The sequence below is a fragment of the Nonomuraea sp. NPDC052129 genome, assembly GCF_040680095.1.
Taxonomy (GTDB): domain Bacteria; phylum Actinomycetota; class Actinomycetes; order Streptosporangiales; family Streptosporangiaceae; genus Nonomuraea.
Map to the genome: position 1 here is coordinate 19050 of NZ_JBFAVX010000030.1, position 22669 is coordinate 41718.

General features: G+C 65.8%; 25 protein-coding genes and 5 tRNA genes. 14 read left to right on the forward strand and 16 right to left on the reverse strand.

Annotated features, from left to right (window positions below; translation table 11 throughout):
• Positions 1 to 30: 30 nt before the first annotated feature.
• The 5 genes from AB0L53_RS43620 to AB0L53_RS43640 all read left to right on the forward strand — a co-directional run bounded on the left by AB0L53_RS43620 (position 31) and on the right by AB0L53_RS43640 (position 4921).
• Positions 31 to 564 (forward strand): hypothetical protein, encoded by a 534-nt coding sequence (locus AB0L53_RS43620; RefSeq protein WP_364007793.1) that lies wholly within the window; start codon positions 31 to 33, stop codon positions 562 to 564.
• A 27-nt stretch (positions 565 to 591) separates the two neighbouring features.
• On the forward strand, positions 592 to 1608 hold the full coding sequence (locus AB0L53_RS43625; protein WP_364007796.1) for a hypothetical protein: 1017 nt from the start codon (positions 592 to 594) through the stop codon (positions 1606 to 1608).
• A gap of 21 nt (positions 1609 to 1629) precedes the next feature.
• Positions 1630 to 2949, forward strand: coding sequence for a Dyp-type peroxidase (locus AB0L53_RS43630; protein ID WP_364007799.1), 1320 nt, complete (start codon positions 1630 to 1632; stop codon positions 2947 to 2949).
• A gap of 67 nt (positions 2950 to 3016) precedes the next feature.
• Positions 3017 to 3880 carry a bile acid:sodium symporter gene (locus AB0L53_RS43635; protein WP_364007802.1) on the forward strand — a complete coding sequence of 288 codons (864 nt, stop codon included), beginning with the start codon at positions 3017 to 3019 and terminating at the stop codon, positions 3878 to 3880.
• 51 nt (positions 3881 to 3931) lie between these two features.
• Positions 3932 to 4921 carry a hypothetical protein gene (locus tag AB0L53_RS43640; RefSeq protein ID WP_364007805.1) on the forward strand — a complete coding sequence of 330 codons (990 nt, stop codon included), beginning with the start codon at positions 3932 to 3934 and terminating at the stop codon, positions 4919 to 4921.
• A 48-nt stretch (positions 4922 to 4969) separates the two neighbouring features.
• Here AB0L53_RS43640 and AB0L53_RS43645 read toward each other — a convergent pair whose 3' ends face one another.
• The 3 genes from AB0L53_RS43645 to AB0L53_RS43655 form a co-directional block, all read right to left on the reverse strand.
• Complete coding sequence (locus AB0L53_RS43645; protein ID WP_364007808.1) at positions 4970 to 5230, reverse strand: Txe/YoeB family addiction module toxin; 261 nt, start codon at positions 5228 to 5230, stop codon at positions 4970 to 4972.
• Positions 5227 to 5493: a type II toxin-antitoxin system prevent-host-death family antitoxin gene (locus AB0L53_RS43650; protein ID WP_363992925.1), complete on the reverse strand. Its 267-nt coding sequence runs from the start codon at positions 5491 to 5493 to the stop codon at positions 5227 to 5229. The genes AB0L53_RS43645 and AB0L53_RS43650 overlap by 4 nt, the downstream gene beginning before the upstream one ends.
• Before the next feature lie 582 nt (positions 5494 to 6075).
• Complete coding sequence (locus AB0L53_RS43655; protein ID WP_364007811.1) at positions 6076 to 6339, reverse strand: DUF664 domain-containing protein; 264 nt, start codon at positions 6337 to 6339, stop codon at positions 6076 to 6078.
• Between the two features lie 46 nt (positions 6340 to 6385).
• Here AB0L53_RS43655 and AB0L53_RS43660 point away from each other — a divergent pair, with 46 nt between their 5' ends.
• Entirely contained in the window at positions 6386 to 6766 is a 381-nt protein-coding gene (locus AB0L53_RS43660) for a peptidase inhibitor family I36 protein (RefSeq protein ID WP_364007814.1), read from the forward strand.
• 219 nt (positions 6767 to 6985) lie between these two features.
• Here AB0L53_RS43660 and AB0L53_RS43665 read toward each other — a convergent pair whose 3' ends face one another.
• The 7 genes from AB0L53_RS43665 to AB0L53_RS43695 form a co-directional block, all read right to left on the reverse strand.
• A complete protein-coding gene (locus AB0L53_RS43665) occupies positions 6986 to 7099 on the reverse strand; it encodes a serine dehydratase beta chain (RefSeq protein WP_364008112.1) in 114 nt (37 codons plus the stop codon).
• Positions 7100 to 7226: 127 nt separating this feature from the next.
• Positions 7227 to 7299, reverse strand: a tRNA-OTHER gene (locus tag AB0L53_RS43670).
• A gap of 290 nt (positions 7300 to 7589) precedes the next feature.
• Positions 7590 to 8894 (reverse strand): hypothetical protein, encoded by a 1305-nt coding sequence (locus tag AB0L53_RS43675; protein ID WP_364007817.1) that lies wholly within the window; start codon positions 8892 to 8894, stop codon positions 7590 to 7592.
• A gap of 737 nt (positions 8895 to 9631) precedes the next feature.
• Positions 9632 to 9708 (reverse strand) — tRNA-Phe (locus AB0L53_RS43680).
• 4 nt (positions 9709 to 9712) lie between these two features.
• Positions 9713 to 9787, reverse strand: a tRNA-Asp gene (locus AB0L53_RS43685).
• An 87-nt stretch (positions 9788 to 9874) separates the two neighbouring features.
• Positions 9875 to 9947, reverse strand: a tRNA-Glu gene (locus AB0L53_RS43690).
• The gene (locus AB0L53_RS43695; RefSeq protein WP_364007820.1) at positions 9948 to 11510 is read right to left on the reverse strand and encodes a metallophosphoesterase; all 1563 of its coding nucleotides are present in this window, start codon (positions 11508 to 11510) and stop codon (positions 9948 to 9950) included.
• Positions 11511 to 11552: 42 nt separating this feature from the next.
• On the opposite strand from AB0L53_RS43695, the gene AB0L53_RS43700 reads away from it, so the two are divergent.
• Together AB0L53_RS43700 and AB0L53_RS43705 are read left to right on the forward strand one after the other, a co-directional pair.
• Positions 11553 to 11894: a metallopeptidase family protein gene (locus AB0L53_RS43700; protein WP_358532519.1), complete on the forward strand. Its 342-nt coding sequence runs from the start codon at positions 11553 to 11555 to the stop codon at positions 11892 to 11894.
• A gap of 109 nt (positions 11895 to 12003) precedes the next feature.
• Positions 12004 to 13269 (forward strand): MFS transporter, encoded by a 1266-nt coding sequence (locus tag AB0L53_RS43705; RefSeq protein WP_364007824.1) that lies wholly within the window; start codon positions 12004 to 12006, stop codon positions 13267 to 13269.
• Here AB0L53_RS43705 and AB0L53_RS43710 read toward each other — a convergent pair whose 3' ends face one another.
• Positions 13270 to 13569 (reverse strand): PspC domain-containing protein, encoded by a 300-nt coding sequence (locus AB0L53_RS43710; RefSeq protein ID WP_364007827.1) that lies wholly within the window; start codon positions 13567 to 13569, stop codon positions 13270 to 13272.
• A 91-nt stretch (positions 13570 to 13660) separates the two neighbouring features.
• Here AB0L53_RS43710 and AB0L53_RS43715 point away from each other — a divergent pair, with 91 nt between their 5' ends.
• The 3 genes from AB0L53_RS43715 (at position 13661) to AB0L53_RS43725 (ending at position 15456) form a co-directional block, all read left to right on the forward strand.
• Positions 13661 to 14815, forward strand: a complete 1155-nt coding sequence (locus AB0L53_RS43715; RefSeq protein WP_364007830.1) for an acyl-CoA dehydrogenase family protein — start codon at positions 13661 to 13663, stop codon at positions 14813 to 14815.
• 59 nt (positions 14816 to 14874) lie between these two features.
• A tRNA-Lys gene (locus AB0L53_RS43720) sits at positions 14875 to 14950 on the forward strand.
• A gap of 302 nt (positions 14951 to 15252) precedes the next feature.
• The gene (locus tag AB0L53_RS43725) at positions 15253 to 15456 is read left to right on the forward strand and encodes a hypothetical protein (RefSeq protein ID WP_364007833.1); all 204 of its coding nucleotides are present in this window, start codon (positions 15253 to 15255) and stop codon (positions 15454 to 15456) included.
• A gap of 469 nt (positions 15457 to 15925) precedes the next feature.
• Here AB0L53_RS43725 and AB0L53_RS43730 read toward each other — a convergent pair whose 3' ends face one another.
• Genes AB0L53_RS43730 through AB0L53_RS43745 form a run of 4 tightly spaced genes read right to left on the reverse strand, consistent with a single transcriptional unit; the run spans position 15926 to position 19578 of the window.
• The gene (locus AB0L53_RS43730) at positions 15926 to 16981 is read right to left on the reverse strand and encodes an ATP-binding protein (RefSeq protein ID WP_364007836.1); all 1056 of its coding nucleotides are present in this window, start codon (positions 16979 to 16981) and stop codon (positions 15926 to 15928) included.
• Complete coding sequence (gene kaiC / locus AB0L53_RS43735; RefSeq protein WP_364007838.1) at positions 16981 to 18510, reverse strand: circadian clock protein KaiC; 1530 nt, start codon at positions 18508 to 18510, stop codon at positions 16981 to 16983. Before kaiC ends, AB0L53_RS43730 begins: the two co-directional genes overlap by 1 nt.
• Positions 18507 to 18812 carry a circadian clock KaiB family protein gene (locus AB0L53_RS43740; protein ID WP_357653770.1) on the reverse strand — a complete coding sequence of 102 codons (306 nt, stop codon included), beginning with the start codon at positions 18810 to 18812 and terminating at the stop codon, positions 18507 to 18509. The genes kaiC and AB0L53_RS43740 overlap by 4 nt, the downstream gene beginning before the upstream one ends.
• A 58-nt stretch (positions 18813 to 18870) precedes the next feature.
• A complete protein-coding gene (locus AB0L53_RS43745; RefSeq protein ID WP_364007842.1) occupies positions 18871 to 19578 on the reverse strand; it encodes a DUF5994 family protein in 708 nt (235 codons plus the stop codon).
• Positions 19579 to 19640: 62 nt separating this feature from the next.
• Here AB0L53_RS43745 and AB0L53_RS43750 point away from each other — a divergent pair, with 62 nt between their 5' ends.
• The 3 genes from AB0L53_RS43750 (at position 19641) to AB0L53_RS43760 (ending at position 21863) form a co-directional block, all read left to right on the forward strand.
• Complete coding sequence (locus AB0L53_RS43750; RefSeq protein WP_357653769.1) at positions 19641 to 19841, forward strand: hypothetical protein; 201 nt, start codon at positions 19641 to 19643, stop codon at positions 19839 to 19841.
• A 377-nt stretch (positions 19842 to 20218) separates the two neighbouring features.
• Entirely contained in the window at positions 20219 to 20395 is a 177-nt protein-coding gene (locus AB0L53_RS43755; protein ID WP_357939546.1) for a hypothetical protein, read from the forward strand.
• Positions 20396 to 20411: 16 nt separating this feature from the next.
• Positions 20412 to 21863: a sulfatase gene (locus tag AB0L53_RS43760; RefSeq protein ID WP_364007847.1), complete on the forward strand. Its 1452-nt coding sequence runs from the start codon at positions 20412 to 20414 to the stop codon at positions 21861 to 21863.
• Positions 21864 to 22024: 161 nt separating this feature from the next.
• Here AB0L53_RS43760 and AB0L53_RS43765 read toward each other — a convergent pair whose 3' ends face one another.
• Positions 22025 to 22669: a DNA alkylation repair protein gene (locus AB0L53_RS43765; protein ID WP_364008114.1), complete on the reverse strand. Its 645-nt coding sequence runs from the start codon at positions 22667 to 22669 to the stop codon at positions 22025 to 22027.

Below are 22669 nucleotides of genomic sequence, written 5' to 3' on the forward strand. Positions count from 1 at the left end.
CCCAGCAGTAGAACGACGGAGGGGATCGGCATGGAGATCAGGCCGCAGGCGGCTGTCATCCCGAAGGAGACCGACCACCTGGAGCAGGGTAAATACGGCCCTGTCTACCCGCGGACCCCGGCGTGCTACGGGTTCACCATCATCGCGAAGGTCAAACCCGGCCGCGCCGACGCGATCCGCGAGTACGGCTACACCCTCGCCAAGGCGCTGGAGGCCGACCCCAACCTGCTCGCGCCCTTGAAGCTGCACTACCTGCGCTGGGTGCTCTTCGACGACGACACGCGCTTCATGTACCAGGGCATCTTCGACACCGACTTCGACAAGTACACCGAAGACGCCATCGCCCTGTTCACCCGGGCGGGAGTGAACACGGTCTTCGAGAACCTCGAGGGCTTCCCCGAGGACTGGAAGACCAACCCCGAAGCCTTCGTCAGATTCGTCCGTGAGCACCACTGCCCGAGCTTCATCGAGTACGGCGAGTATCCGTACGTCACCGCCGACGAGATCAAGAAGGCTCTGCGGATCAAGAGCGCGATGTCGGAGATGCTCGACCAGCTGCAGTGACGCCCACCAGCGCATCCTGGAGAAGAGATGAGCGAGTCCAGAACCGCGCGCACCTACAATCAGCACCATGTGCCGCGCCCCTACAGCCCCGGTCGGCGCCGGCTGAGCATCTATGTGGCGTGGAGCTATCCCGCCGAGGCAGGCCGGGATGTGACCCAGCTGGACAACCGGTTCTCCACGATGACCGAAGTGCGACGCGTGACGTGGCCGGCCTACGAGGACCCGAAATGGTCGGATCCGCTGCGGTTCCAGCAGGGCATCGCGGGCGGGCTGGAGCTGTTCTTCTGGGGCTGGCTGCCCTTCCAGCAGTTCGTCGAGGAGACTACTGGATACCCCGTGCCCGTGTACCAACGCGTCGATCAGGCGGGTTTCCACACCCCGCTGGACGAACGGGTGCTGGCGGACACCGACACCCTGTTCGTGTGGGGGCTGGACCACATGATCACCGGACAGGACGCCACACCCGCGGAGATCGAGGCGGTGCGCGAGTTCCTCACCCGCGAGGGAACCTGCCTGGCCCTGGGACCGCATCACGACGTCGGCGCGTCGGACGACATGGCGGTGCGCGACATGGAGTATCACCATCACGGCGACGCACTGGTGCCCCGTCAGCAACGCTTCGGAAGGTACACCCGATCGCTGATGGCGGGCCTGGGGGTGCCCGTGGAGAACCGCTACGGGCTGCGTCCCGCGGTGACGGAAGGGGGCAAGAGCGCCCCACTGTCCATCGCCAGGGATCTGGACACCAAGAGGTGGCTGGAAGGCGTGCCCAGCTTCAACTTCCACATGCACCTGCCGCACTACGCCGTGACCACCGACGACCCGAACGTCATCCACGTGCTGGGCAGGCAGCCGATCGACATGTCCAGGCCGCACCCGTTCACCGAGGCCGGCAACACCGAGTTCAACATGTTCCTGTGGATGCCGCCCAGCGGTGACCGGGCCGGTGACGTGATCTTCGCCGACACCACGATCTTCAGCTCGCTGTTCGGCGTCGACGAGAGCCTGCGCGCCTTCTGGAACAACATCGTCTCGGCGAAATAGCGCACGGGGAGGCGGGTCCAGGTGACCATCGTCAAGCTGGAGCTCGACGACATCCAGCGCGGGGTGCTCAGCCCGCGGCCGACGCCGTACGCGGCGACCTACATCCTGTTCCGCATCGACGACCGCGACCACGGGCGGGAGCTGATGCGGCGGGTCAGCACCGTGGTGACCTCGGCCGCCGACACGGTGAGCCCACTCGGCGAGACCTGGGTCAGCGTCGCACTCACCTATCACGGTCTCAATGTGCTCGGTGTTCCGCTGGAATGGCTGGACACCTTCGCCTGGGAGTTCCGGCAGGGCATGGCGGCGCGGGCCAACGCGTTGGGCGACACCGGCGAGAGCAGCCCCGAGCACTGGGAGTCCCCGCTCGGCACGCCTGAGGTCCACGTGGTGCTGGTGGCACTCGCGCCGGACAGCGCGCTGCTGGAGGCCGCCATCGACCGCGCCCGGCCGGCGTACGAGGCCCTGCCCGGCGTGACGGCGATCTGGCGCCAGAACTGCCACGCGCTGCCCACCGAGACCGAACCCTTCGGCTACCGTGACGGCATCAGCCATCCCGCCGTCGAAGGCAGCGGCATAGCCGGTACGAACCCGTTGGAGACGCCGCTGAAGGCCGGCGAGTTCGTTCTCGGCTACCGCGACGAGCTCGGCGGCATCCAGACCCCGCAACCCGACGTGCTCGGGCGCAACGGCAGCTACGTGGTCTTCCGCAAACTCCACCAGCGCGTCGCCCTGTTCCGGCGGTACCTGAGGGACAACTCCACCGATTCGTCGGACGAGGAAGTGCTGGCGGCGAAGATCATGGGACGCTGGCGCAGCGGCGCACCGCTGGCGCTCAGCTCTCTGCACGACGACCCCGCTCTCGGGGCCGACCGGACGCGCAACAACATGTTCCTGTTCGAGCGGGACGACGCGGCCGGCTTCACGACCCCCGGCGGGTGCCACATCCGCCGGGGCAATCCTCGTGATGCCGCGGTCGCCGGAGTGCCGCGGCTGCACCGCATGATCAGGCGCGGCACGGCGTACGGCCCGCCGCTGCCCGACGGGGTCCTGGAAGACGACGGGGCCGACCGGGGGCTGATGTTCGCCTTCGTGGGAGCGCATCTGGGGCGGCAGTTCGAGTTCGTCCAGTCCGAATGGATGAACGACGGCGTCTTCTTCGGCGCGGGCGACGCCAAGGACCCGATCGTCGGCTCAGGCCCCGGGGATTTCACCATCCCCCGGCGTCCCGTACGGCGACGCCTGCTCTCCCTACCCCAATTCGTCGTCACACGCGGCGGCGAATACTGCTTCATGCCAGGACTGACCGCACTGCGCTGGCTGGGCGACCTGACCGGCTGACGCCACTGACACCACTGACGCCACTGACACCACTGACGCCGCTCCGTTATGACGACCAGGAGCCTCTATGAACACGCTGCATCTGCTGTTCAACGCCGTCACGGTCGTCTTCATCGCGGCCACCATGTTCGCCGCCGGTCTCGGCGCGACGCTGCCGGCCCTGCGCGCCGTCTTCGCGAACGTCCTGCTGCTCGTCCTGGTGCTGGTAGCGAACCTGGTCGCCATCCCGCTCCTCGGCTGGGGCGTCGCCGCCCTGTTCGGCCTGCCTGCGGCGGCGTACATCGCGCTGCTCCTGACGGCCTCCTCCCCTGGCGGCCCGTTCGGCGCGAAACTCGGCATGGTGCAGAACGGGGACGTGGTCGCGGGGGCGGCGATGCAGGTCCTGCTGGCCGCCATCGGCAGCATCACCTTCGGCCCCACCGCGAACCTCATCCTCCAGGCGGCCGACGTGGGCGGCGGAGTCGCACTCGACGTCCCGGTGCTGATGCTGACCGTCGTGGTCCTCCAGCTCGTGCCGTTCGCCGTCGGCCTGATCGTGCGGCACTACACTCCGCCCACGGCACTGGCATGGCAGCCGGCGGCCGCCAAGACGTCGAACGTGACGTTCCTGATCGTGCTGGTGGGCATGCTCGGGGGCAACTGGCGTGACGTGGTCGCGCTGATCGGCTCACTCAGCCTGCTCGCGGGCTTCGTCTTCTCCGCCCTCGCCTTCGCCCTCGGTACGGCCCTGGCCACCGGACCACCGGCACGCCGTACCACGATGGGCGGAGTCGCCGCGGTACGCAACGCGGGCCCGGCACTCGCCGCCGTCGGTCTCGCCTTCGACAACGCGCCGTCCATCCTGGGAGCGCTGGCCGCCGTACTGCTGAGCGGCCTGGCGGCGGCGGTCCCCATCGCGGCGGTGCTGAACCGTTACCGGGCCTCCACATGAAGATCGCTAGCCGCTACCCTGACCCGGGCTGATCACTTCGGAGGTGTCGTGATGCGGGAACCCACGGCCCCGGTAGCGGCGGTGCTGCGCTTAGGTGCGGTCCTGGCCGCGTCCGGGCCGGTGATCCTGACGGCCTTCGGGGCCGGCAGGCAGAGCGTCGGCTGGTTCTGTGCCGCGACGAGCTCGGCTCCCTTTCCGATGGAAGGTCCGTACACGCTGGAGTACGTACCGGGAGAACTGCTGTTCTGGGGGGTTCTTCTGCTGCCGGTCGTCGTGGCCGGCCTTCTCCTGCGCGGGTCACGTCGGGCCGTGCTCACCGCCGTCGCCGCGGTCGGCACCGTACTCGCGTTCGGGCTCGTCACCGCGCTTCTGCTGCCGGGCCCCGACCCATGCACCGGGCAGGAACGTGCGGTCGTACTGCCCTGGCCTTTGATCGTCTGCTATCCGGTGGCGGCTTGGGCGCTGCTCCTGGCGGCCCGGTCACCTCTGTCCCGGAGACAGCATGGGGCCATCCTGTGGGCGGGCGCCGTCGGCGCGGCAGCGTTGGCGGCGATGTTCACCCGCTTCAAGGTCATCTACCCAAGGGAGTTTCGCGCCACCTACTTCATGATTTCGGAGTCGTCCTGGAACGGCCTCGCGTGGTGGTCCGGTACGGCCGACAGGATCGGCTTGCCGGTCGTTCTCGTCGCATTGGCGGCGGCCGCGAAAGCCACCGCTTCCACCCGCTGGGAACGCTTGGCCGGCACCGCGGCCGCGACGGCTCTTCTCCTCTTCCCGCTGCTCGACGTCGCGACGTACATCAGCGAGTGCGGCGGCGACTGGGAGATACCTTTCGCCGATTCGATACGGTGGCCCCTGCTTCTCGCGGCCGTCCTCGTCGCGTCGGCCGTTTGGCGCACTTGGGTGCGGATCTCCTGGGCCGGGACCGCCCATGTGGCGCGAAGCATGATCGGCGGACGAACGAAGGAACTCGCTGTCGCAGCTGTGATCATGGCCGCCGGGGTCTGGCTGGTCGTCTCGTCCTTTACGCCAACGCGGTAAAAGCGAATCGTTTAAGGAGCGCTTCTCTAATAGGCAGCCGGACGGACGCTACTTCTCATAGCGATAGCGGCAGGCAGCGATCATGATGGTGTCGTCGTTGACGCGGTAGACGAGCCGGTGCTCTGAGGTGATGCGCCGGGACCAGTAACCGGACCATTCATACTTAAGCGGCTCTGGCTTGCCGATGCCTTCATTCTCGTTCCGGGCTACGTCTGCGATCAGCTGGTTGATCCTTTTGAGGATCCGTCGATCTTCTCGCCGCCAGTCGCAGTAGTCCTCCCAGGCGAGTTCGTCGAAAAGGATCTTCACGAGGTGGTGTCCTCATCGGCCAGTTCGCGGACGGCGCCGCCTCCGGCCTCCAGACGGGCGACCGCCTCCGACAGCCGTCTGCGGTTGACAGGAGAGGCCATGAGGTAGAGCGTCTCGCGCATCGATTCGTATTCGCGCTGCGACACCATCACGACGCCTTCCCCGCCGGGACGGGTGATGAGGACTTCTTCCTGATCGTCGATGACGGCATCGAGGGTGGCGGCGTAGTTGGCCCGCGATTCGGACATGGTCATCACCTTCATGTCATCAGTGTACGTGATGATGTACATCAAGGCATGGCAGTAAATCCACACATGGTGACGTTGCCGTCAGCAAAAGAGCAAAAGTCCCGAACGATGATCCGTTCGGGGCATTCTTACTGTTCAAAAAGCTGATCAGGGGCGGGGTCGAACTGCCGACCTTCCGCTTTCCGGCAAGCCGAGCACCCGTTCCCACCGGGCTCATGACGGCGCCGACCAGGCCCAACCATCCCCAAGCGTCCGTCAACGTCCGTGATCGTCTGCCACGGTTGCCGCTCAGTTTGTCACGCGGTCACTCCGCCGAAGAGGGGCTTCGCACTCTCGTCTAGGGCCGTGCTGCGCACAGAGAAGCGCTGCAACACCGGTGGACGCTGCCCCAGGGTGTTACAGCCGGTCTTCCGCGCGCAGCGCGCTCAGAAGGGCGTGCGAAGCACCATTCAGAGAGACACCAGGGACAGCCTTTCAGGAGGTCCGTCCCTCGCCTTGAACTGCGTTAGCGCTGGTCGCAGCAGGCTCAGGGACAGTAGGGCCAACAGGGACTATCCGGGGTTTGATGCGCGGCCGATGACCCCCCTCGATGGCCTACTAGGTCCCGACGCTTCCGTCGATTCGTTCGCGCAAGATGTCGGCGTGGCCGTTGTGGCGGGCGTATTCACCGTTCATGTGGACGAAGGCCCGTCGCAGGCGCATCGGACCCCAGCGCGGGCTGGCGAAGATCGCATCGAGTGGCATCTCCGCGGTGGCCTGGCGGGCGGCGTGCTGCTCGGCGGTCAGGGTGGCCAGATCTGAAAACGGCGCTGCAGCAGGAGCGCGACTCTCATCCGGAGAATAACAGAGCATGTGCTCCATAATTGTGTATCTTTGAGGACGTCACTCTGAGCTGAGAGGTTGCTCCATGCGGAACAAGATCATGCGCGTGGTGGTCGCAGCGACCGCCTTGACCACCCTGCTTGGGGTCGGCTCCACCGCGGAAGCCGGCACCAATGACCTCGGCCCCTGTAACTACGACCTCTGCCTGTACGAGCACGATGATTTCGAAGGCGGTATGACCTTGGGGGTCGACTTCGGCATTGGGCCCAAGTGCCACAACATGCACGAATTCGACAACAAGGCAAGCTCCATGAAGAACACCTCGAAGAAGAGGGTGCTGTTCTATGACCGCGCCAACTGTGCTGGGGCATCGGGCTACGCAGCAAAGCCACGAAGCGAGGACAAGGACCTGACGAACAACGGATTCGACAACAAGACGAGCTCTATCAAGGGCATCAGCCAGTAGCGCCCCCAAGAGGCGGGTGACCTTGTCGGCGTTACACGCCTCCCAGCCGGCTGGAGGAACCAGCATGCCTGTTCGGCTATGGGGCACGGTTCTAACGCGGCGGCCCGCGCCCAAGAGGCCGGGCCATGCACCAATGGTCACATTCGTCAAGGAGCGCCGCAGGCTTTACAAGGAGAGCTGCGCGGGGAGAAGCGCGCTGCAACGTGTAGCAGCCGCTCTTCAGCGCCCAATGAGACCGCAGGCGAACCGGTGGGCAGCGGCCATCGGCCCGACCATGAGGGAACTGGACGAACCGATGGCGACCCTCAACGGGTCGAAGACGCTTTCCGCCAGGAGGGCGCGACGGTGATGGACGAGATCTTCCCGCTCGCTCCGGAACCGTAGTCACGCGGTTAGACACGCAGACACAAATATGCCCCGTCCATGTGATCATGGGCGGGACATTCCCGCTGGTGAATAATGGTGGTCAGGGGCAGGGTCGAACTGCCGACCTTCCGCTTTCCGACAAGCCGAGCACCCGTTCCCACCGGGCTCATGACGGCGCCGACCAGGCCCTGACCATCCCCAAGCGTCCGTCAACGTCCGTGATCGTCTGCCCCGGTTGTCACTCAGTTTGTCACGCAGTCACTCCACCAAAGAGGAGCTTCGCACGCACATCAAGGGCAGTGCTGCGCACCTGCATAAACGAGCTGCCGCACTCCGGGACCGGCCCCACACTGCATGCCCAGTGGGCAGCAGGCGCAGGGCAGGGTGGCCGCGCCCAGCGCCGCCACCCCTGATACCTATGAGATCAATTCGGCATTGTGTTGGACGCCGTTTAGAGTCATCCCTTCAGGTCAGTATCAGCGGCGTACACGGTTCCCCGTTCTGTGCCGCGCTCCCGGTGGACATTCAGTCCCTCCTTACGGAAGCTGATCCATCCATCGTCGTCCTTTGGCCCCCGAACGATTCTGGTCTTCACGATGTCGTGGGTCGCATAACCAACAACCAGATGTGTCAGATGGTTGTCGTCTTTCCGGTTGACTTTGAGCCCTTCCACGGGGAAGGTGATCCATCCGTCGTCGGCGCTTCTCCCCTGCACCCACTTAGTGTTGACGCCGTTTAGATCGGCCTTGTCGGCGTGCACGGCTCCCCATGACCCGCTCCCTTGGCTGACGTTGAGCCCGTCCTTGGGGAAAGTGATCTTTCCATCGTCGGCGCTTCTCCCCTGCACCCACTCAGTGTTGACGCCGTTTAGATGGGCCTTGTCGGCCGTCACGGTCCCCTTCGCACCGGAGTTGCTAGAGATCTCCACCCCTGTGCCGGTGAAGGTGATACGCCCCTTGGTCGCTTCCGACGTGCCCTGGACCCAGGGCGAGTCAATGCCGGTGGTGGCGGTGAGTCTTTCTAGGACGGGATAGCGCACTTGAACGGTCGTGGTGAGAAAATGCTGCTGCTTAGTGACGGGGTCAGTGGCAACGAGAGTGTAGGTGGTAGCCCGCTTCGGGGCGTCGGCCAGCGGCCAGCTACGCATCCCCGGAGGGATGGTGTCCTCTCCGCCGGGGAACAGGATCTTGTAGTCGAATTCGGCGGACCCCTCCCAGCTCAGCGTCAGGTTTTCACCGGCGCCTATCATGCCCTTGTCCGGATGGAAGCCACGCGGCGCCGGAATCTCCTTCGGGGCGGTTTTCACCAGCGCTACCGACGTGTAGCGAGTGTGCTCCCCGTCATCGTCCTCGGTCTTCTCCCTCACCGTCAGTACTGCCGGCCCGGCGGCCGAGGCGATGGTGATGTTCTCCAGCGTCAGCACCATGTAGTCGCCAGGTCTGAAAGATGCAACGCCCCCGGCCTGGGGAGTGACTTCGAAAACGTTGGTGCCCTGTTGGCGCTCAACCTTCACCCCCCGAGTTGTCGCCTGGGCTCCCCACTGGTTGTCGGTGTATTCGCCCTTCAGCTCCGTGATGTTCGGGCCAAGATGCCCGGGGCCGTCGCCCACGGGCACCTTCACCTCGATCCTGGACCAGTCCGTCCTCCTTGAGGTGTTGGTGACGACCAGGTACACCGTCCCTGTGGACTTAGACCTCCGTCTGGCGTCTGACGCCTCCAAAGACGCCGGTTCGGTGAAGATGGTGTAGGTCAGCGCGGTCATGATCACGGCTCCTTCTCTTGGGGAACGGCGCAGGCCGGCGAACCGCCCACGACGAGAGCACTGGGGCAGGACAGGCGGCGGCACTGGGACGCATTCGGAACCCACCGCTTGGGGATACACCCCAGAAGATCGCCCCTTAGATACAAACGCGTGCATTGGAGCGCGACAATAGAACTCAAGGGGTCATAGAAGGGCGATTCAGCAATGTTTTCAGCGTCTTGACGAGCCTTCATCGACGCATATACATGGACATGCTGTAACACTCAGGAGACGCCCCGCCGAGTGTTACAGCCGATCTTCAGCGCGAAGCGCATTAGAAGGGCGTACGAAGCACCGTTCAGCTTCTCGCCTCGTGATCGGTGTAGTCATCATCACCAGGGACAGTAGGGGCAACCGCCCAGGTGGACTGTCCCTCGTCTCCGCCCGCCTTTGTGAAGGTCACCGCAGGTTCAGAGACGGCGGGGACAGCAGGGACACTGACCGCCTCGACTGCACTTACGGTGTACAAGGTGAAGTCCGCCTGGAGCATGGGGCATTGCTCCAGGGCCTTGCTCCAGGGCCTTGGGGACGCAGCTCCAGCACGTCGGCGGAGCATTGGTCCGCCGCTGTCCAGGCCGGTGCGCTCGAACACCGTCTTGGTCAGCTCACTCCGGAACCGTAGTCACGCAGTTAGACACGCAGACACAAACATGCCCCGTCCATATGATCACGGACGGGGCATTCGTGCTGGTAAATAATGGTGGTCAGGGGCAGGGTCGAACTGCCGACCTTCCGCTTTTCAGGCGGACGCTCGTACCAACTGAGCTACCTGACCCGAGCGGTCCTGACGGGACTTGAACCCGCGACCTCCACCTTGACAGGGTGGCGAGCACTCCAAACTGCTCTACAGGACCTTGCGTCTTGCTTTGCGACTCGCTTAGCTTACCAGCTCCCGGTTGGCTTTCGACCAACCGTTTTGCGGTGCGCTAGGCGCTTCGCCGTGCCCCCAACGGGATTCGAACCCGTGCCGCCGCCTTGAAAGGGCGGTGTCCTAGGCCGCTAGACGATGGGGGCTCAGGAACTTTCCCTGTCGTCTTCCGTTGGAGACCTCTGAAGCATAGGGGACGATTGCCCTTGATGCCAAAGTGGCGGACCAGCGGCCGGCGACGTCGTGCCAGTGATCGATCCCGTTGGCGACGGGGCGTTCGTTGGCTCTGGAGAAATCATACGTCCCGGTTCACGTTCCACGTGACGTTGGATGTACACCGACTGCTCGCCGAGGCCGCCGAGCGTGATGTCGTCCCAGGCCTGCAGGCGTCTGGTCTCCTTGTCGAAGTACATGACCGAGGCCTGTACGGGGGTCGGCTGGGGGTGTTCGAGGGCGCGCAGGCCGGCGCCGCCCGTGGAGCCCTGGACCAGGAGGCGGGTGCCCGAAGGCAGCATGGTCGTCGATCGATCGTGGGTGTGACCCGCGAGGATGATCGGCGTGGCGCCGGAGAAGCCGCGGCCGACCTCCGGGTCGTGGACGGCGACCACGTCCGGTTTCCCCATCCGCGGCACACGCGAGCGGCCGAACTGGGCCAGGACGGCCGGGTCCGAGTCCACGGCGACGGTCTTGTCGGGGGTGAAGCGGGGGTCGCCTAGGCCGTAGATGTTCAGGCCCGCCACCTTCTGGGTCTTGTCGTCCAGGACTACGGCGTTCTTCTGCTTGGCGACCGCTTTCTGAGTGATCATCGAGTCGTGGTTGCCGCGAACGTAGACGTACGGGACGCCCAGGGTGCCGATCTCGTCGACGAACTTGTTCTCGGTCTTCGTGCCATGGTCGGAGATATCGCCGGTGTCGATGATCATGTCGACCTTGAACTGGTCCTTCAAGGAGCGGATGACGTTCCAGGCGATCGGGTTGATGTGGATGTCCGAGACGTGGAGGACACGGATGGATCTGGGGTCCGCGTCGTACAACGGCAGCGTCGACACCGTGTCATACAGCTTGGAGACGTTCGTGACCAGCTTGGTGAGTTGCGACCGGTACGACTCGAACTTCGTCACGATCGACTCCGCGCTGCCCACCAGCGATGGCGCGGCGGCGATCAGCCCCGAGTATCTGGGCTCCACGAGCGAATTGGGGCGGAACGTGAGCGCCGCCAGCGCGCTGGTGCCGGCGAGTGCCACCGAGGTGACCAGCAGGCCCAGCAGCGCCACCCTGGGGCGCCTGAACACCAGCAGGCTCGCGATCAGCGCCCCCGCCCCCGCGCACAGCAGCGAGCGGATCAGCAGCGCGCGGACACCGTCGAGCAGGTCGCGCTCGATGATCTCCGGCAGCCGGTCCGCCAGCCGTGGGTCCTCGATGATCGCCTTGGCGCGTTCCTGGTCGATGTTCTCGAGGGAGATGCGGAGCCTGAGTGGCGCGTCATGGGTGCGGAACGTGAGCGTGCCCAGCGGGCTGGCGTCCACGATCGTCTCGCCGTTCCAGGCGGGTCGGAGCGACATACCCGTCTCTACCGGACCGACCTGAGCCCTGACGGTGCCGCTGAGGAAGATGCCGAGCCAGGCGCCCACGGCGGCCACGATGAGTACGGCCACGACCCTGGACACCCGCGACTGGAGGACTGTCTTCAATCTGTCGACGAACTTCATACGGTTTCTTGCTTACCCAACCTGCGAGGCAGAATGGCAAGGGTGATCGAGGTTTCGCGGGAGAGGTTCGAGGAGCTCGTAGCCGAGGCGTTGGACGTGATTCCCCCAGGTCTGACCCGGGCGATGAGCAATGTCGTCGTCACGGTGGTCGACGATGCGCCCGAACCCAACCTCCTGGGCCTGTACACCGGAATCCCCCTCACAGAGCGCGGCGACTGGTACTCCGCAGTCTTGCCCGACCGCATTGAGATCTACCGCAATCCGATATGTCAGATTTGCGATACCGAGGCCGACGTGATCGACGAAGTGCGCATAACGGTCGTGCACGAGGTCGGGCACCACTTCGGCATCGATGACGCGCGGCTCCATGAACTAGGCTGGTAACCGTTCGCAATGGGTTGGCTGCTTTGGGTTGCGGCCTGTCAAATGATCGGGCACCTTAGGTGACATAGCGAACACTCTGAGTCAGGCACAGCGGAGTCCAATGGGGGCCATGCGGACGCGACGGCTGCTGGGACGGCATCGCCGTGCCCTCCCGCGCCAAGTCACATACGGCGAGGTAATCGCCATCAGGGAGTTCCGCGCGCTCTGGTACGGCCAGAGCCTGTCCCTGCTCGGCGACCAACTCGCCCAGGTGGCGCTGGCCGTGCTCGTCTACGACCGCACGCGATCACCGCTCGCGACCGCGGCCGTCTACGCGCTGACCTACCTCCCGACGATCCTCGGCGGCCCGCTGCTGGCCGGCCTCGCCGACCGGTTCGCGCGCAGGGGCGTCATGATCACGTGCGACCTGATCCGCGCGGCGCTGGTGAGCGTGATGGCACTGCCGGGGGTGCCGTTCCCCGTGCTGTGCGGGCTGGTGTTCCTCGTGGTGCTGCTCAGCGCGCCCTTCTCGGCCGCGCGCGCGGCGCTGCTACCCGAGGTGCTCGAAGGTGACCGGTACCTCGTCGGGTCCGCATTGCAGAACATGACGAACCAGGGCATCCAAATGCTGGGCTTCGCGGCCGGCGGCGCGATGATCGCCGCCATAGGCCCCTATCGCGCGCTCGCGGTCGACGCGGCCACGTTCCTGGGCTCCGCGCTGATCCTGGTCGCGCGCGTCCATCGGCGCCCCGGGGCCGCCCACCACAGCGGCAGGCCGTCGATGTGGGCCATGGTCAGGGCGGGATCCCGGCTCGTCTTCGGCGACCGGAAACTCCGCACTCTCGTGCTCTTCGCCTGGCTCTGCGGCTTCTACATCCTGCCGGAGGGCCTGGCCGTCCCCTACGCGGCGAAGCTCAGCACCGGCACCCTGTCGGTCCCGGTGGTCACCGGGCTGTTGATGGCGGCGATGCCGATGGGGACCGCGGTGGGGGCGTTCTTCTTCAGTAGGTTCGTCACGCCGCCGCGGCGATTGCGCATGATGGGGTGGCTGGCCATCTTGAGCTGTCTGCCGCTGGTCGTGACCGCGATGCAGCCGCCGTTGGCCGTGGTGCTGGGGGCGTGGTTCCTGTCGGGGGTGGGTGGGGCGTACCAGCTTGCGGCCAATGCCGCCTTCGTCCAGTGCGTACCGGCCGACCAACGCGGCCAGGCGTTCGGCCTGGTGCAGTCGGGGCTTCTGGCCGTACAAGGGATCGGGATCCTGATCGGCGGATTCGCCGCCGAGAAACTCGGACCGGAGCCGGTGGTCGCGCTGGCCGGCGTCACGGGTGTGACGGCCGCGGCCGTGCTCGCCATACTCTGGTCCGAGTCCCGGGTCGAGACCCCCGCCCCCGCCTGATCACTGCTGCGGCTTCTGCTCGCCGCGGTAGTAGTCGGTGCTGTCCTGCCAGGTGGACTTGGCCTGCTGCTTGCTGAGGAGGTCCTGGACGATCGAGGTGTTGCGGTCCTCGTCCGGCATGAGCAGCCAGCCGACGGCGTACACGCCGACTCCGAGCCCACCGAACAGCGTGACGATCGCCAGGCCGATCCTGATCAGGTTGGCGTCGATGCCCAGGTACTCCCCGAGGCCCGAGCAGACACCCGCGATGACGCGGCCGTTGTTGGTCCGACGAAGCTGCTTGACGTTGTATTCGCTCATGTCTCAAGACTGCCCGGCGACCCGGCGTTCGCACATCAGGATTCCCCCTGGTAGAACCCTGGTAGGCCCTTACGTGACGGAAGGACGCTCGATGGACGACCTGCTGCGCCTGGACGACCGGCTCAACGGCGAGCAGCGGCTGATCCGCGACACCGTCAGGTCCTTCGTCGACGATCGCGTCCTGCCGTACGTAGGCGACTGGTTCGAGCAGGGCACCTTCCCCGCACGCGAGCTCGCGCCCGCACTCGGCTCGCTCGGCCTGCTCGGCATGCACCTCGAGGGTTACGGCTGCGCCGGAACGGACGCCATCTCGTACGGTGTGGCCTGCCGCGAACTCGAAGCCGGAGACTCGGGTCTGCGGTCCTTCGTGTCGGTTCAGGGCTCGCTGGCCATGTTCCCCATCTGGCGTTATGGGTCTTCCGAGCAGAAAGAGCAATGGCTGCCCCGGATGGCCGCCGGTGAGGCGATCGGCTGCTTCGGCCTGACCGAGCCCGACCACGGCTCCGATCCCGCCAACATGCGCACGTACGCCAAGCGAGACGGCTCCGACTGGATCCTGAACGGCTCCAAGATGTGGATCACCAACGGCTCCATCGCCGACGTGGCCGTCGTGTGGGCGCAGACGGACGAAGGCATCCGCGGCTTTGTCGTACCGACCGATACGCCGGGCTTCTCCGCCCCTGAGATCCACAAGAAGCTGTCCCTTAGGGCCTCGGTCACCTCGTCCCTGTACTTCGACGACGTACGCCTGCCCGCCTCGGCCGTACTCCCGGAAGTCTCCGGCCTGAAAGGCCCGCTCTCCTGCCTCTCCGAGGCCCGCTTCGGCATCATCTGGGGCGTAGTGGGCGCCGCCCGCGCCTGCCTGGAGTCGGCGGTCTCCTACGCGAAGACGCGAGTGCAGTTCGACAAGCCGATCGGCGCCTTCCAGCTGACCCAGGAGAAGCTGGCCTGGATGTACGTCGGAACGGCCCAGGCGGGCCTGACGGCCCTGCACCTGGGCGAGTTGAAGGACGCGGGGAAGCTGGAGCCCCGGCAGATCAGCTTCGGCAAACTGGCCAACGTACGGGCGGCGCTGGACATCGCCCGTCAGGCTAGGACGATCTTGGGCGGGAACGGGATCACGCTGGAGTACCCTGTGATCAGGCACATGAACAACCTGGAGAGCGTACTCACCTACGAAGGCACCCAGGAGATCCACACGCTGGTGCTGGGGGAAGCGCTGACGGGGCTCCCGGCTTACCGGTGAGGGGGCTTAAGGGCGTCGCGTGGGGGGCGGTAATCTCTGTACCCTTGTGCTGTTGCTAGGGGGCGTTAGCTCAATTGGCAGAGCTGCGGACTTTTAATCCGTAGGTTCCGGGTTCGAGCCCCGGGCGCCCTACCATCCTCTACCTCGAATCTTGGCTCTGAGCTGGGGTTTCGCTCCGACAAGGCTTGAGCCTCACAGGCAGCCACAGGCCACCGAAAGCAGCCGTCTGCCACCCTTCCCGGAATATACGCGGAATGGATCTTGGCGCGTTTACGCAGGTCGAGACGCCGTGCGTGCTTGGGGGCGATCGACGATCCAGGGTTCGTTCCTCACCCTGGCTCACCGAGGAACGTGGCTGCTCACCGTTGCCATGGCCGCACCGCTGGAGGGGTGTGATCGTTGCAGTTCCCAAGCTGACATTGAGGCAAGATGCTCTTATGGAGGACGCATGGGTAGCCATCGACGATCTCATCGTTGCTGAGCGCATCGTTCCAGCAATGATGATCATGCGTGAGCAGTTCGGCGACACCATCCACGAAGCCGTCGACAGATTCAGCGAACGTTACGAGCACCTTCGAGGGGTGCGGTCCGAGGACTTCACGAAGCCTCGCGAGGAGTACGGGCGAGGCGTCTACACCTGAGCGAGGGCCTGGGTTGCATTTCGGGTTGCAGTACGAGGCCGTTCACAGCCGTTCAGGATGGACCGCCCATGCTTCCTGACCTGCATTGAACGATTCAGAACGGCTCGAACTGGATCTTTTAATCCGTAGGTTCCGGGTTCGAGCCCCGGGCGCCCTGCTACTCCACACCCCATCCGACCTGCGATTTCTCGATTCTCGGGGCTTCGCGGGGAGGCCGAGATACTCCGTACGTGGCGTTCATTCCAGAGCAGGCAGACTGCACCCACCGCTCCATGACCGAGTTCATACGAGACATGCGAACGCCGGTGAGCACCATCTGGATATCGGGCGTCGGTGAGGATCTGCTCCATGAGGGCCGGGAACGAGGACGATATCAAGGTCATCCGACGTGTCCGCCTTGGCGGGCTGATCCACGAATACGCGCAGGTTGCATAGGGTGGCCGAGTTCTTGGCACCCACAGGCGAACGCTCAGAACGGCGGTGCCTGGGGTAGACGCAGGCAAAAGCAAGCGCCTCCTTGTTCGCCTGGTTCGAAGTAGGTGTCGCCACCGTTGGCCTGGGCCAGGCTTTGGACGATCCACAGACCCAACCCCGAGCCCTCGGTCTCCCGCTGGGTGCGCGATTCACGGCTGAACCGCTCGAACAGGCTCGGCCGGAACTCTTCGGACACGCCGGGCCCGTTGTCGCACACCCGGATCTCCACGCCGTCGGGCTGCTCGGCTACCCGTACCTCGAACGGCGAGGCTCCGTATCGGAAGGCGTTCTCCAGATAGTTGATCAACATCTCTGACAACTCGCTACGATCCACCAGAGCCCGGACTTGGGGATCGCACGACACGTACACGTCCTTGGGCCGATCGGCGAACTCGGCCAGCCGTTCGAGGATCACCTCCAGCACCGGCACCGGCTCCACAGAGACCCGCACGGCGTTCGCATCGATCTTCGCCACGGTGAGCAGCTTCTTGACCAGTGCCTGGAGATTCGCCGTGCGAACCGCGATGCGGTCGAGGACGTCGGCACGCTCCTCGTCGGAAAAGCTCTCCTCGGGCTCACGCAGCATGTCCACCAGCAGGCCGATCCCCGCCAGCGGGTTGCGGACTTCATGGGCGACCACGGCGATCACCCGGCTGTGGCGTTCGAGTTCTGCTTCGAGCTGCTGTTCGGCCTCGCGCCGGAGAGTGACGTCGCGCAACGCGGCGACGTACAGGTGTTCTCCTGCCACCGTCGCGGTGGTGGCGCGCATCTCGACCACTCGCGTCTGGCCGCCGGGCAGCATCAGGTCGATCTCGGTCGATTCGCCGTTGACGACCGGGTAACCGAACGGGGTGCCGATGAGTTCGTCCGAGGGCCGGCCGAGCAGTTCCTCGGCGGCGGGGTTGCAGATCCGGATCACACCGTCCTCGTCGACCCCGACAATCCCGTCCGCCAGCGCCGCCATGACCATACGTCCGGCGTCGCGCCCGGGATCGGAGAGGCGCATCGGTTCGGCGTTCGGCCTCTCCGCGCTGTCGCGGGGCTCACCCATCAGCTCTCATCCTGGTCCCCGGCCGTTGCGCGGTCTGGGTCGGTCGGCCACTCCGGGTGGCGTGGCAGTACGACGGCGTCGGAGAGCATGTGGAAGGCTTCGGTATAGGGGTCACCGATGTGCATACCGGCACCGTCGATGGCGACCTGCCGGATGGTGTGGTCATGTGCCGAGCCGCGCGTCTGCAGGACGGCGATGGCACGCCGGACCACACCCGCTCCTTCGATGTAGGGCAGCAGGATCGTCACGTCGGCGATGCTGGCGACGTCCATGATCGGCGCTGTGAACATCGACGTTCCCCCGCCGGTCGGTGCGGAGGTGAACAGGGTCGTGATCTCGTGCTGCCGCACGACCCCGCCCAGTGCGATGACGAAATCCAGCAGTGTCCGCGGCGTCGCTCTCCGCTCAAGGGCGGAGAGACCGTCGATGATGAGCCGAGCCGGGGCAAAGTCCGCGGTGTCCCTCCTGATACGCAGGAAATGATCCTCCACTGAGGCCACTTCCGGGTACGTGGCAGTTACTCGGAGCAGTCCCGACGCTTCCATGACGTCCAAGTCCAGACCCCAGCCAGCGGCGTTGCGGCCGAGTTGCCCGCGAGTCTCGTCGAAGGCATGGAAAAGGCAGCGTTCGCCCGCCCGGAACGCGGCATCGGCGAACTGCAGAGCCGCCAGGGTCTTTCCGCCGCCGTACGACCCGATGAGCAGGACGACCGCGTCCCGGAAGACACCACCGCCCACCATGGCGTCCAGCTCGATGTTCCCGGTAGAGACCCGCTCCTGCGATGCCCGGTCACGTGGCACGAGGAACGCGACCGGGATGATGACCAGCCCGTCTTTCGGGTCGATGGTGAACAACCACTCCCCGGTGCGGTGAGTGGTGCCGCGGAACTTGACAATCTCGATCGTCCGGTGTCGTCTTTCGTCCCGCATGACGTTCCGCATGATCATGACGTTATCGAATACGAACTCCTCTATGCCTTGCCGGGTAATGTGGTTGTATTCTGCGTCGCGTTCGGCGGTCAGGACCGATGTGACCTCGAGCGACTCCAAGACCCGGGCGAGCCGATACAACTCACGGCGAATGAGTTCCCGATCGTCGAAACGCATGAAGACCGCGCCGAGCGAATCCAAGGAGACACGTTTGGCGCCGATCTGACGCACGGCGCGATCGACGCGGGCCATCAGCGCGCCCAGGTCGTACGTCCCCACGGTGGGCGTCTGCTCACCGGCCTCCGGCGAGGCGTCGACGAACGTCCACTTTCCCTCGGCCTCCCAGCGTGCGATGTCGAAGCCCAGGGAGCCGACGTTGCGGCGGAGGTTCCCAGGTGTCTCGTCGAAGGCGACGAACACGCCGGGGTCACCGAAACCGGCGATGCCCCGGGCGAGGAACTCCAGGCAGAACAGCGTCTTCCCGGTGCCGGTCGTGCCGGCCACGAGGGTGGACCGACCGGCAGGAAGCCCCCCGATGGCGATGTCGTCGAAGCCATTGATACCGGTCGGTGTCCGCCCGACCGTGGCACTGCCCATCATTGCGCCTGCCCTTCTGGGGACGATCTGCCCACCTCAGGAAGGCCGAGCAAAGCTGCAGCCCGAGCCTGATCGGACAGATCTCCGATAACCCGGAAACGTGGGAGCGGCTTGGTCCTGATCACGATTGGGATGGCCAGAATCCGCTCCTCCTCCGCGAGATCCGGTTGTTCGGCAGCATCGATGACCTCGATCTCATGGCAGCCGGGAAGATAGGTGTCACACAGGGCCCGCAGATTCGCCACCGCGGCCAGCGACCGCGGTGTCTGCCCTACCACGTACAACCTGAACGAGTAGGTCGCCATCGGCGTCAACACCGCCGTGCCGTCAGGAACTCGTGTTCCGACCCGGCCGGACTCCCATTCATGACGCCCCCTCGCCGCGCCGACCCGTGACGGCCGACACGCTCATCACGGCCCTGGCCGCTTGCGCCTGGTGCCTATGCGGCCGGTCGCCCCCCACCGGCGCCAGTCGGCCCCCATCAACCCCGGTATACCCCCGCTGACCGCCCGCTATCTGCCCGTCGATGTCGACCGGCGGCTTGGAGCACCCGCCGTTCATGCTCGTGCCGGTCGCTGCGAACGCGGCCCTCGCCGCCGTGGCCTGTGGCGGTATCACCTCCGGCTTTCCCTTGAGGCTCAGGGTGACCAGTCGGCCGTCCATGGATCGGAACCGTCCCACCCTGACCGCCCGGCCGGGAGCCGCGATCCGGTGCGGGATGTCGTCCCAGGCGTCCACGTGGAGCCCGACTCGGAGGGTCATCTCCCCGAGGCGCTGGTCGACGGCTGCGATGAGGGCCGGAAGCTCGGCCGCCGCGTCGGTCGAGCGGAGCCACCATGTCGTGTCCACTGGCCCAACGTGGCCACGCGCAGTTGCGAGGGTCAGCCGTACGGCGGATGCTTGAACCGGAGGTATGGGAGGGACGCGAGCCCTACGGCTGAGCCTCGGACCTGCGCGCGGCCAGGAGGCCCCCTTGGACGGGCATTGTCCCGCTGGGGAGATCGCCCGCAGGACCGCACAGAGCCCAGGCTTGAGCCGCTGCCTGAATCCGGTTCTGGTGAAAGGGGCCAACAGTGCCTGACAACTGCGTACTGATCATTCGATTTCACTCACTAAGCGGTGAAGATATCTCCATGATCAGTAGAGATTTCGACGGAGAGCAGGGAGCGCTCGAGGTGATCGCTCGCGCTCTTGACGAGCAGCGCAGCCTGGTTTTGACCCGCGCTAGGTACGACCGGGAGACCGAGACGAACGGCGTGGTCATCAACCTGGCCAACGTGGTTTTGGTGCGGGTGTCGAAGACAGACAGCGCTGAGGCGGGGCAGTACCTGTAGCGGGGAAGCCGGCCCCGCGATTGACACCACTCCTGGCACCTTTGCGGCCGTCCTGGAATCGGCAACTCGATTGACGAGGAATCGGGTTCGGTCGGCTGTAGTGTTGTATGAAGGTCGTGCACTCTCATGTGCAACGGCCTGGAAGGGGCGACCCCGGCGCGAACACGCCGGGGTCGTTTTCGCGTCCAGCGAGCCCATGTTCACCGTGACGCCGGTCGGCACGGCAACGCGGTCCAGGCCCGTGATGCGCCACGCCGCGCTGCGGCCTGGAGGCCGGTCACGGCGCGGGCGCCGCGCGGGCATCGCCGTAGTCACACCGCGCCACACCCAGCCAGCTCACCGACCGCCGACACGCCGCCGCCTGCCAGGATGCCGCCATGACCGACGAGGAGCAGCTAGCCCAGCTTGACGACCTCATCGCCCATGAGCAGATCATCCGAAGCATTCAGCTCACCATGCAACTGTTCGAGTGCAGCATGCGGGACGCGACTGAGTTCTACCAGGAGCAGCGTAAAGGGCCCGCCTCCGGCGGGGGCGCTCCGGCTCCGGGATGATCGCCGCGTAGACCGGATGGCCGTAGATGGCCGAGGTGGAAGCCTGATCATCCCGCCCGCCATCGACCCGGGACAAGCCGAGCAGACCAGGGCGACGGGGCGCTCGTTGTGCTGCCCGTCGCGCGCCTCGATGTTCACCGGCCAGTTCCCGCACAACACCGGCGTGGCCACCAACCTGAACTCCGACCGCGGCGGCTACAAGGCGTTCGCGCCGTACGAGCCCAGGACGTACGCCGCTTCGCTGGAAAAGGCCGGATACCGTACCGGCTATCTCGGCAAGTACATCAACGAGTACCCGGTGACAGGCACCGACTATCACGTACCGGCAGGCTGGGACGAGTGGCACGTGGCGACCGGCAGCGGCTACAGCGAGTTCAAGTACCAGCTCACCAACTATGTGAAGGGGGAGACGCCCGGCCTGGACTCCTCCGACGGCACGTACTTGGTGGACCTGCTCGGCAAGCGGGCTACGGACTTCATCGCACGTTCCCGCGAGCGCGCCCCGGGCAAGCCGTTCTTCCTGCAGGTCGCGCCGTTCGCGCCGCACGCCAGGCTCAACGTCAAGCCGGGCGAAAAGGAGCCGCGCTTCCCGCCCGCCCGCCGCGACCGGCCAAAGACCCGGTTCCCGGCCGGGGAGTTCCCGAACGGCGACTGCGGCGGGCCCGACTGCAATGACATCGACGTGAGCAAGCTGCCCACCTTCGACGAGGACACCGCCGACAAGCCCTCCTGGGTACGCCGCGAACCGCTCGCTCCCGCACTGGTCAAGCAGCTGCGTACGGACTTCCGCGACCGGATCCGCATGGTGCAGTCGGTGGACGACATGGTGGCCCGCGTCCTGGGCACGCTGACGGCCGCCGAGAAGCGCAACACGTACGTGGTGTTCACCAGCGACAATGGCTTCCACCTCGGCCAGCACCGCCTGGTACGCGGCAAGAGCACCGCCTACGACCACGATGTACGCGTGCCGCTGCTGGTCAAGCGTCCTACAGCGGGACGGCACGGCGACCTCGTGACCAGCGCCATCGCCCAGAACGTCGACCTGTTCGCGACCTTCCTCGACATGGCCGGCATCGGCGCCGCCACCCGCGACAGCCGCGACGGCCGCAGCCTGCTGCCGCTCATCCAGGGCAACAAGGTCGGGGACTGGCGTAAGTCGGCCCTGATCGAGCACGTCAAACCCAACCCGGCCGCACCCGGAGAGCCGGAGCCGGATCCCGACGCCGAACCCCTCCAGGCGGGCAACTCCCAGCCCCCCAGTTACGCGGCCGTACGTACTGCCGGGGACCTGTACGTCGAATACGAGGGCGCGTCGAAGCCCGAGTACTACGACACGGTGTCGGACCCGAAGCAGGAGTCCAACGACCCCGACAACGCCAAGACCGCCGACCTGGCCAAGGTCCTCGACGCACTGGCGAAGTGCGGCAAGGCGGGCGCCCCGGACTGCTGGACCGCGGCCCGCCTCTGACCCGGGCAATCCCTGCCAGGGGCAGCGCGACATCCGCCGCCCCTGGCCGGGCGCCTCTGCCGCGCGGCTCTGGGCGTCAGCGAAGCGTCTGTGTTCCGATGACGGACAGCACCTGCAGGTTCTCGTGGGGGCTGCGTGTGAACGAGGTGTGTAAGCCCTCCCTACTTGTCGTGCTGCCGGCCCACCATCTCGTTGATCCAGATGGGCGCGAACGGAGACGTACAGCCTGGGGAAGTGGGGTAGTCCTTGAGCACTTCCAGGCGCGCACCGATGTCGATCGCACGGGCGCGGTGCTCGGCGTGCTCGATCCCGATCTGAGCCAGGCAGTTGTTCATCGCCCACTGCAGGCGATCCGGGGCGTCTTTCATCTCCGCCTCGATGACATCGAGCAGTCCCGCGAGGTCGAGTCCCTCGGGTTGCTTCGTCACACGTTCGGCGGTCAGCGCCCAGCCGGCGCTCGCGGCCACCGGGTCCGGATCGGCGAACCAGGCCAGGCGCAGCTCTTCGGCGTGCGGGTTCTTCTTCACCACGTAGTTCACGAGCCAGTCGTGCACCTTGGGTGTGCGCGCCTTGCGCAGCATGCCGTCCAGCTCGTCACGCTCGAATGCTTTCGGGCGGCAGATCAGGATCGCCAGCAGTTTCGCCGCGGTGTCATCCGTCTCCCAGAGCCGGCACGCGAGTTCCTGCTGCGTCTTCAGCCGCTTGGCGAGCGCGCGCAGCTTGCCGAGGTTCACACCGTGATCATCACCGTGCCTTTCGTTCACCTCGCGTGCCTTCGGGTCCTCCAATCCGGCCAGCTCGGCCAT

What these genes read in the sequence shown, in the direction of transcription:
- AB0L53_RS43620 (WP_364007793.1), top strand. Translation starts at nt 31, where the DNA reads ATGGAGATCAGGCCGCAGGCGGCTGTCATCCCGAAGGAGACCGACCAC.
- AB0L53_RS43625 (WP_364007796.1), top strand. Translation starts at nt 592, where the DNA reads ATGAGCGAGTCCAGAACCGCGCGCACCTACAATCAGCACCATGTGCCG.
- AB0L53_RS43635 (WP_364007802.1), top strand. Translation starts at nt 3,017, where the DNA reads ATGAACACGCTGCATCTGCTGTTCAACGCCGTCACGGTCGTCTTCATC.
- AB0L53_RS43640 (WP_364007805.1), top strand. Translation starts at nt 3,932, where the DNA reads ATGCGGGAACCCACGGCCCCGGTAGCGGCGGTGCTGCGCTTAGGTGCG.
- AB0L53_RS43650 (WP_363992925.1), bottom strand. Translation starts at nt 5,493, where the DNA reads ATGAAGGTGATGACCATGTCCGAATCGCGGGCCAACTACGCCGCCACC.
- AB0L53_RS43655 (WP_364007811.1), bottom strand. Translation starts at nt 6,339, where the DNA reads ATGGAGCACATGCTCTGTTATTCTCCGGATGAGAGTCGCGCTCCTGCT.
- AB0L53_RS43660 (WP_364007814.1), top strand. Translation starts at nt 6,386, where the DNA reads ATGCGGAACAAGATCATGCGCGTGGTGGTCGCAGCGACCGCCTTGACC.
- AB0L53_RS43675 (WP_364007817.1), bottom strand. Translation starts at nt 8,894, where the DNA reads ATGACCGCGCTGACCTACACCATCTTCACCGAACCGGCGTCTTTGGAG.
- AB0L53_RS43695 (WP_364007820.1), bottom strand. Translation starts at nt 11,510, where the DNA reads ATGAAGTTCGTCGACAGATTGAAGACAGTCCTCCAGTCGCGGGTGTCC.
- AB0L53_RS43705 (WP_364007824.1), top strand. Translation starts at nt 12,004, where the DNA reads ATGCGGACGCGACGGCTGCTGGGACGGCATCGCCGTGCCCTCCCGCGC.
- AB0L53_RS43710 (WP_364007827.1), bottom strand. Translation starts at nt 13,569, where the DNA reads ATGAGCGAATACAACGTCAAGCAGCTTCGTCGGACCAACAACGGCCGC.
- AB0L53_RS43715 (WP_364007830.1), top strand. Translation starts at nt 13,661, where the DNA reads ATGGACGACCTGCTGCGCCTGGACGACCGGCTCAACGGCGAGCAGCGG.
- AB0L53_RS43725 (WP_364007833.1), top strand. Translation starts at nt 15,253, where the DNA reads ATGGAGGACGCATGGGTAGCCATCGACGATCTCATCGTTGCTGAGCGC.
- AB0L53_RS43730 (WP_364007836.1), bottom strand. Translation starts at nt 16,981, where the DNA reads ATGGGTGAGCCCCGCGACAGCGCGGAGAGGCCGAACGCCGAACCGATG.
- kaiC (WP_364007838.1), bottom strand. Translation starts at nt 18,510, where the DNA reads ATGATGGGCAGTGCCACGGTCGGGCGGACACCGACCGGTATCAATGGC.
- AB0L53_RS43740 (WP_357653770.1), bottom strand. Translation starts at nt 18,812, where the DNA reads ATGGCGACCTACTCGTTCAGGTTGTACGTGGTAGGGCAGACACCGCGG.
- AB0L53_RS43750 (WP_357653769.1), top strand. Translation starts at nt 19,641, where the DNA reads ATGATCAGTAGAGATTTCGACGGAGAGCAGGGAGCGCTCGAGGTGATC.
- AB0L53_RS43755 (WP_357939546.1), top strand. Translation starts at nt 20,219, where the DNA reads ATGACCGACGAGGAGCAGCTAGCCCAGCTTGACGACCTCATCGCCCAT.
- AB0L53_RS43760 (WP_364007847.1), top strand. Translation starts at nt 20,412, where the DNA reads ATGGCCGTAGATGGCCGAGGTGGAAGCCTGATCATCCCGCCCGCCATC.
- AB0L53_RS43765 (WP_364008114.1), bottom strand. Translation starts at nt 22,669, where the DNA reads ATGGCCGAGCTGGCCGGATTGGAGGACCCGAAGGCACGCGAGGTGAAC.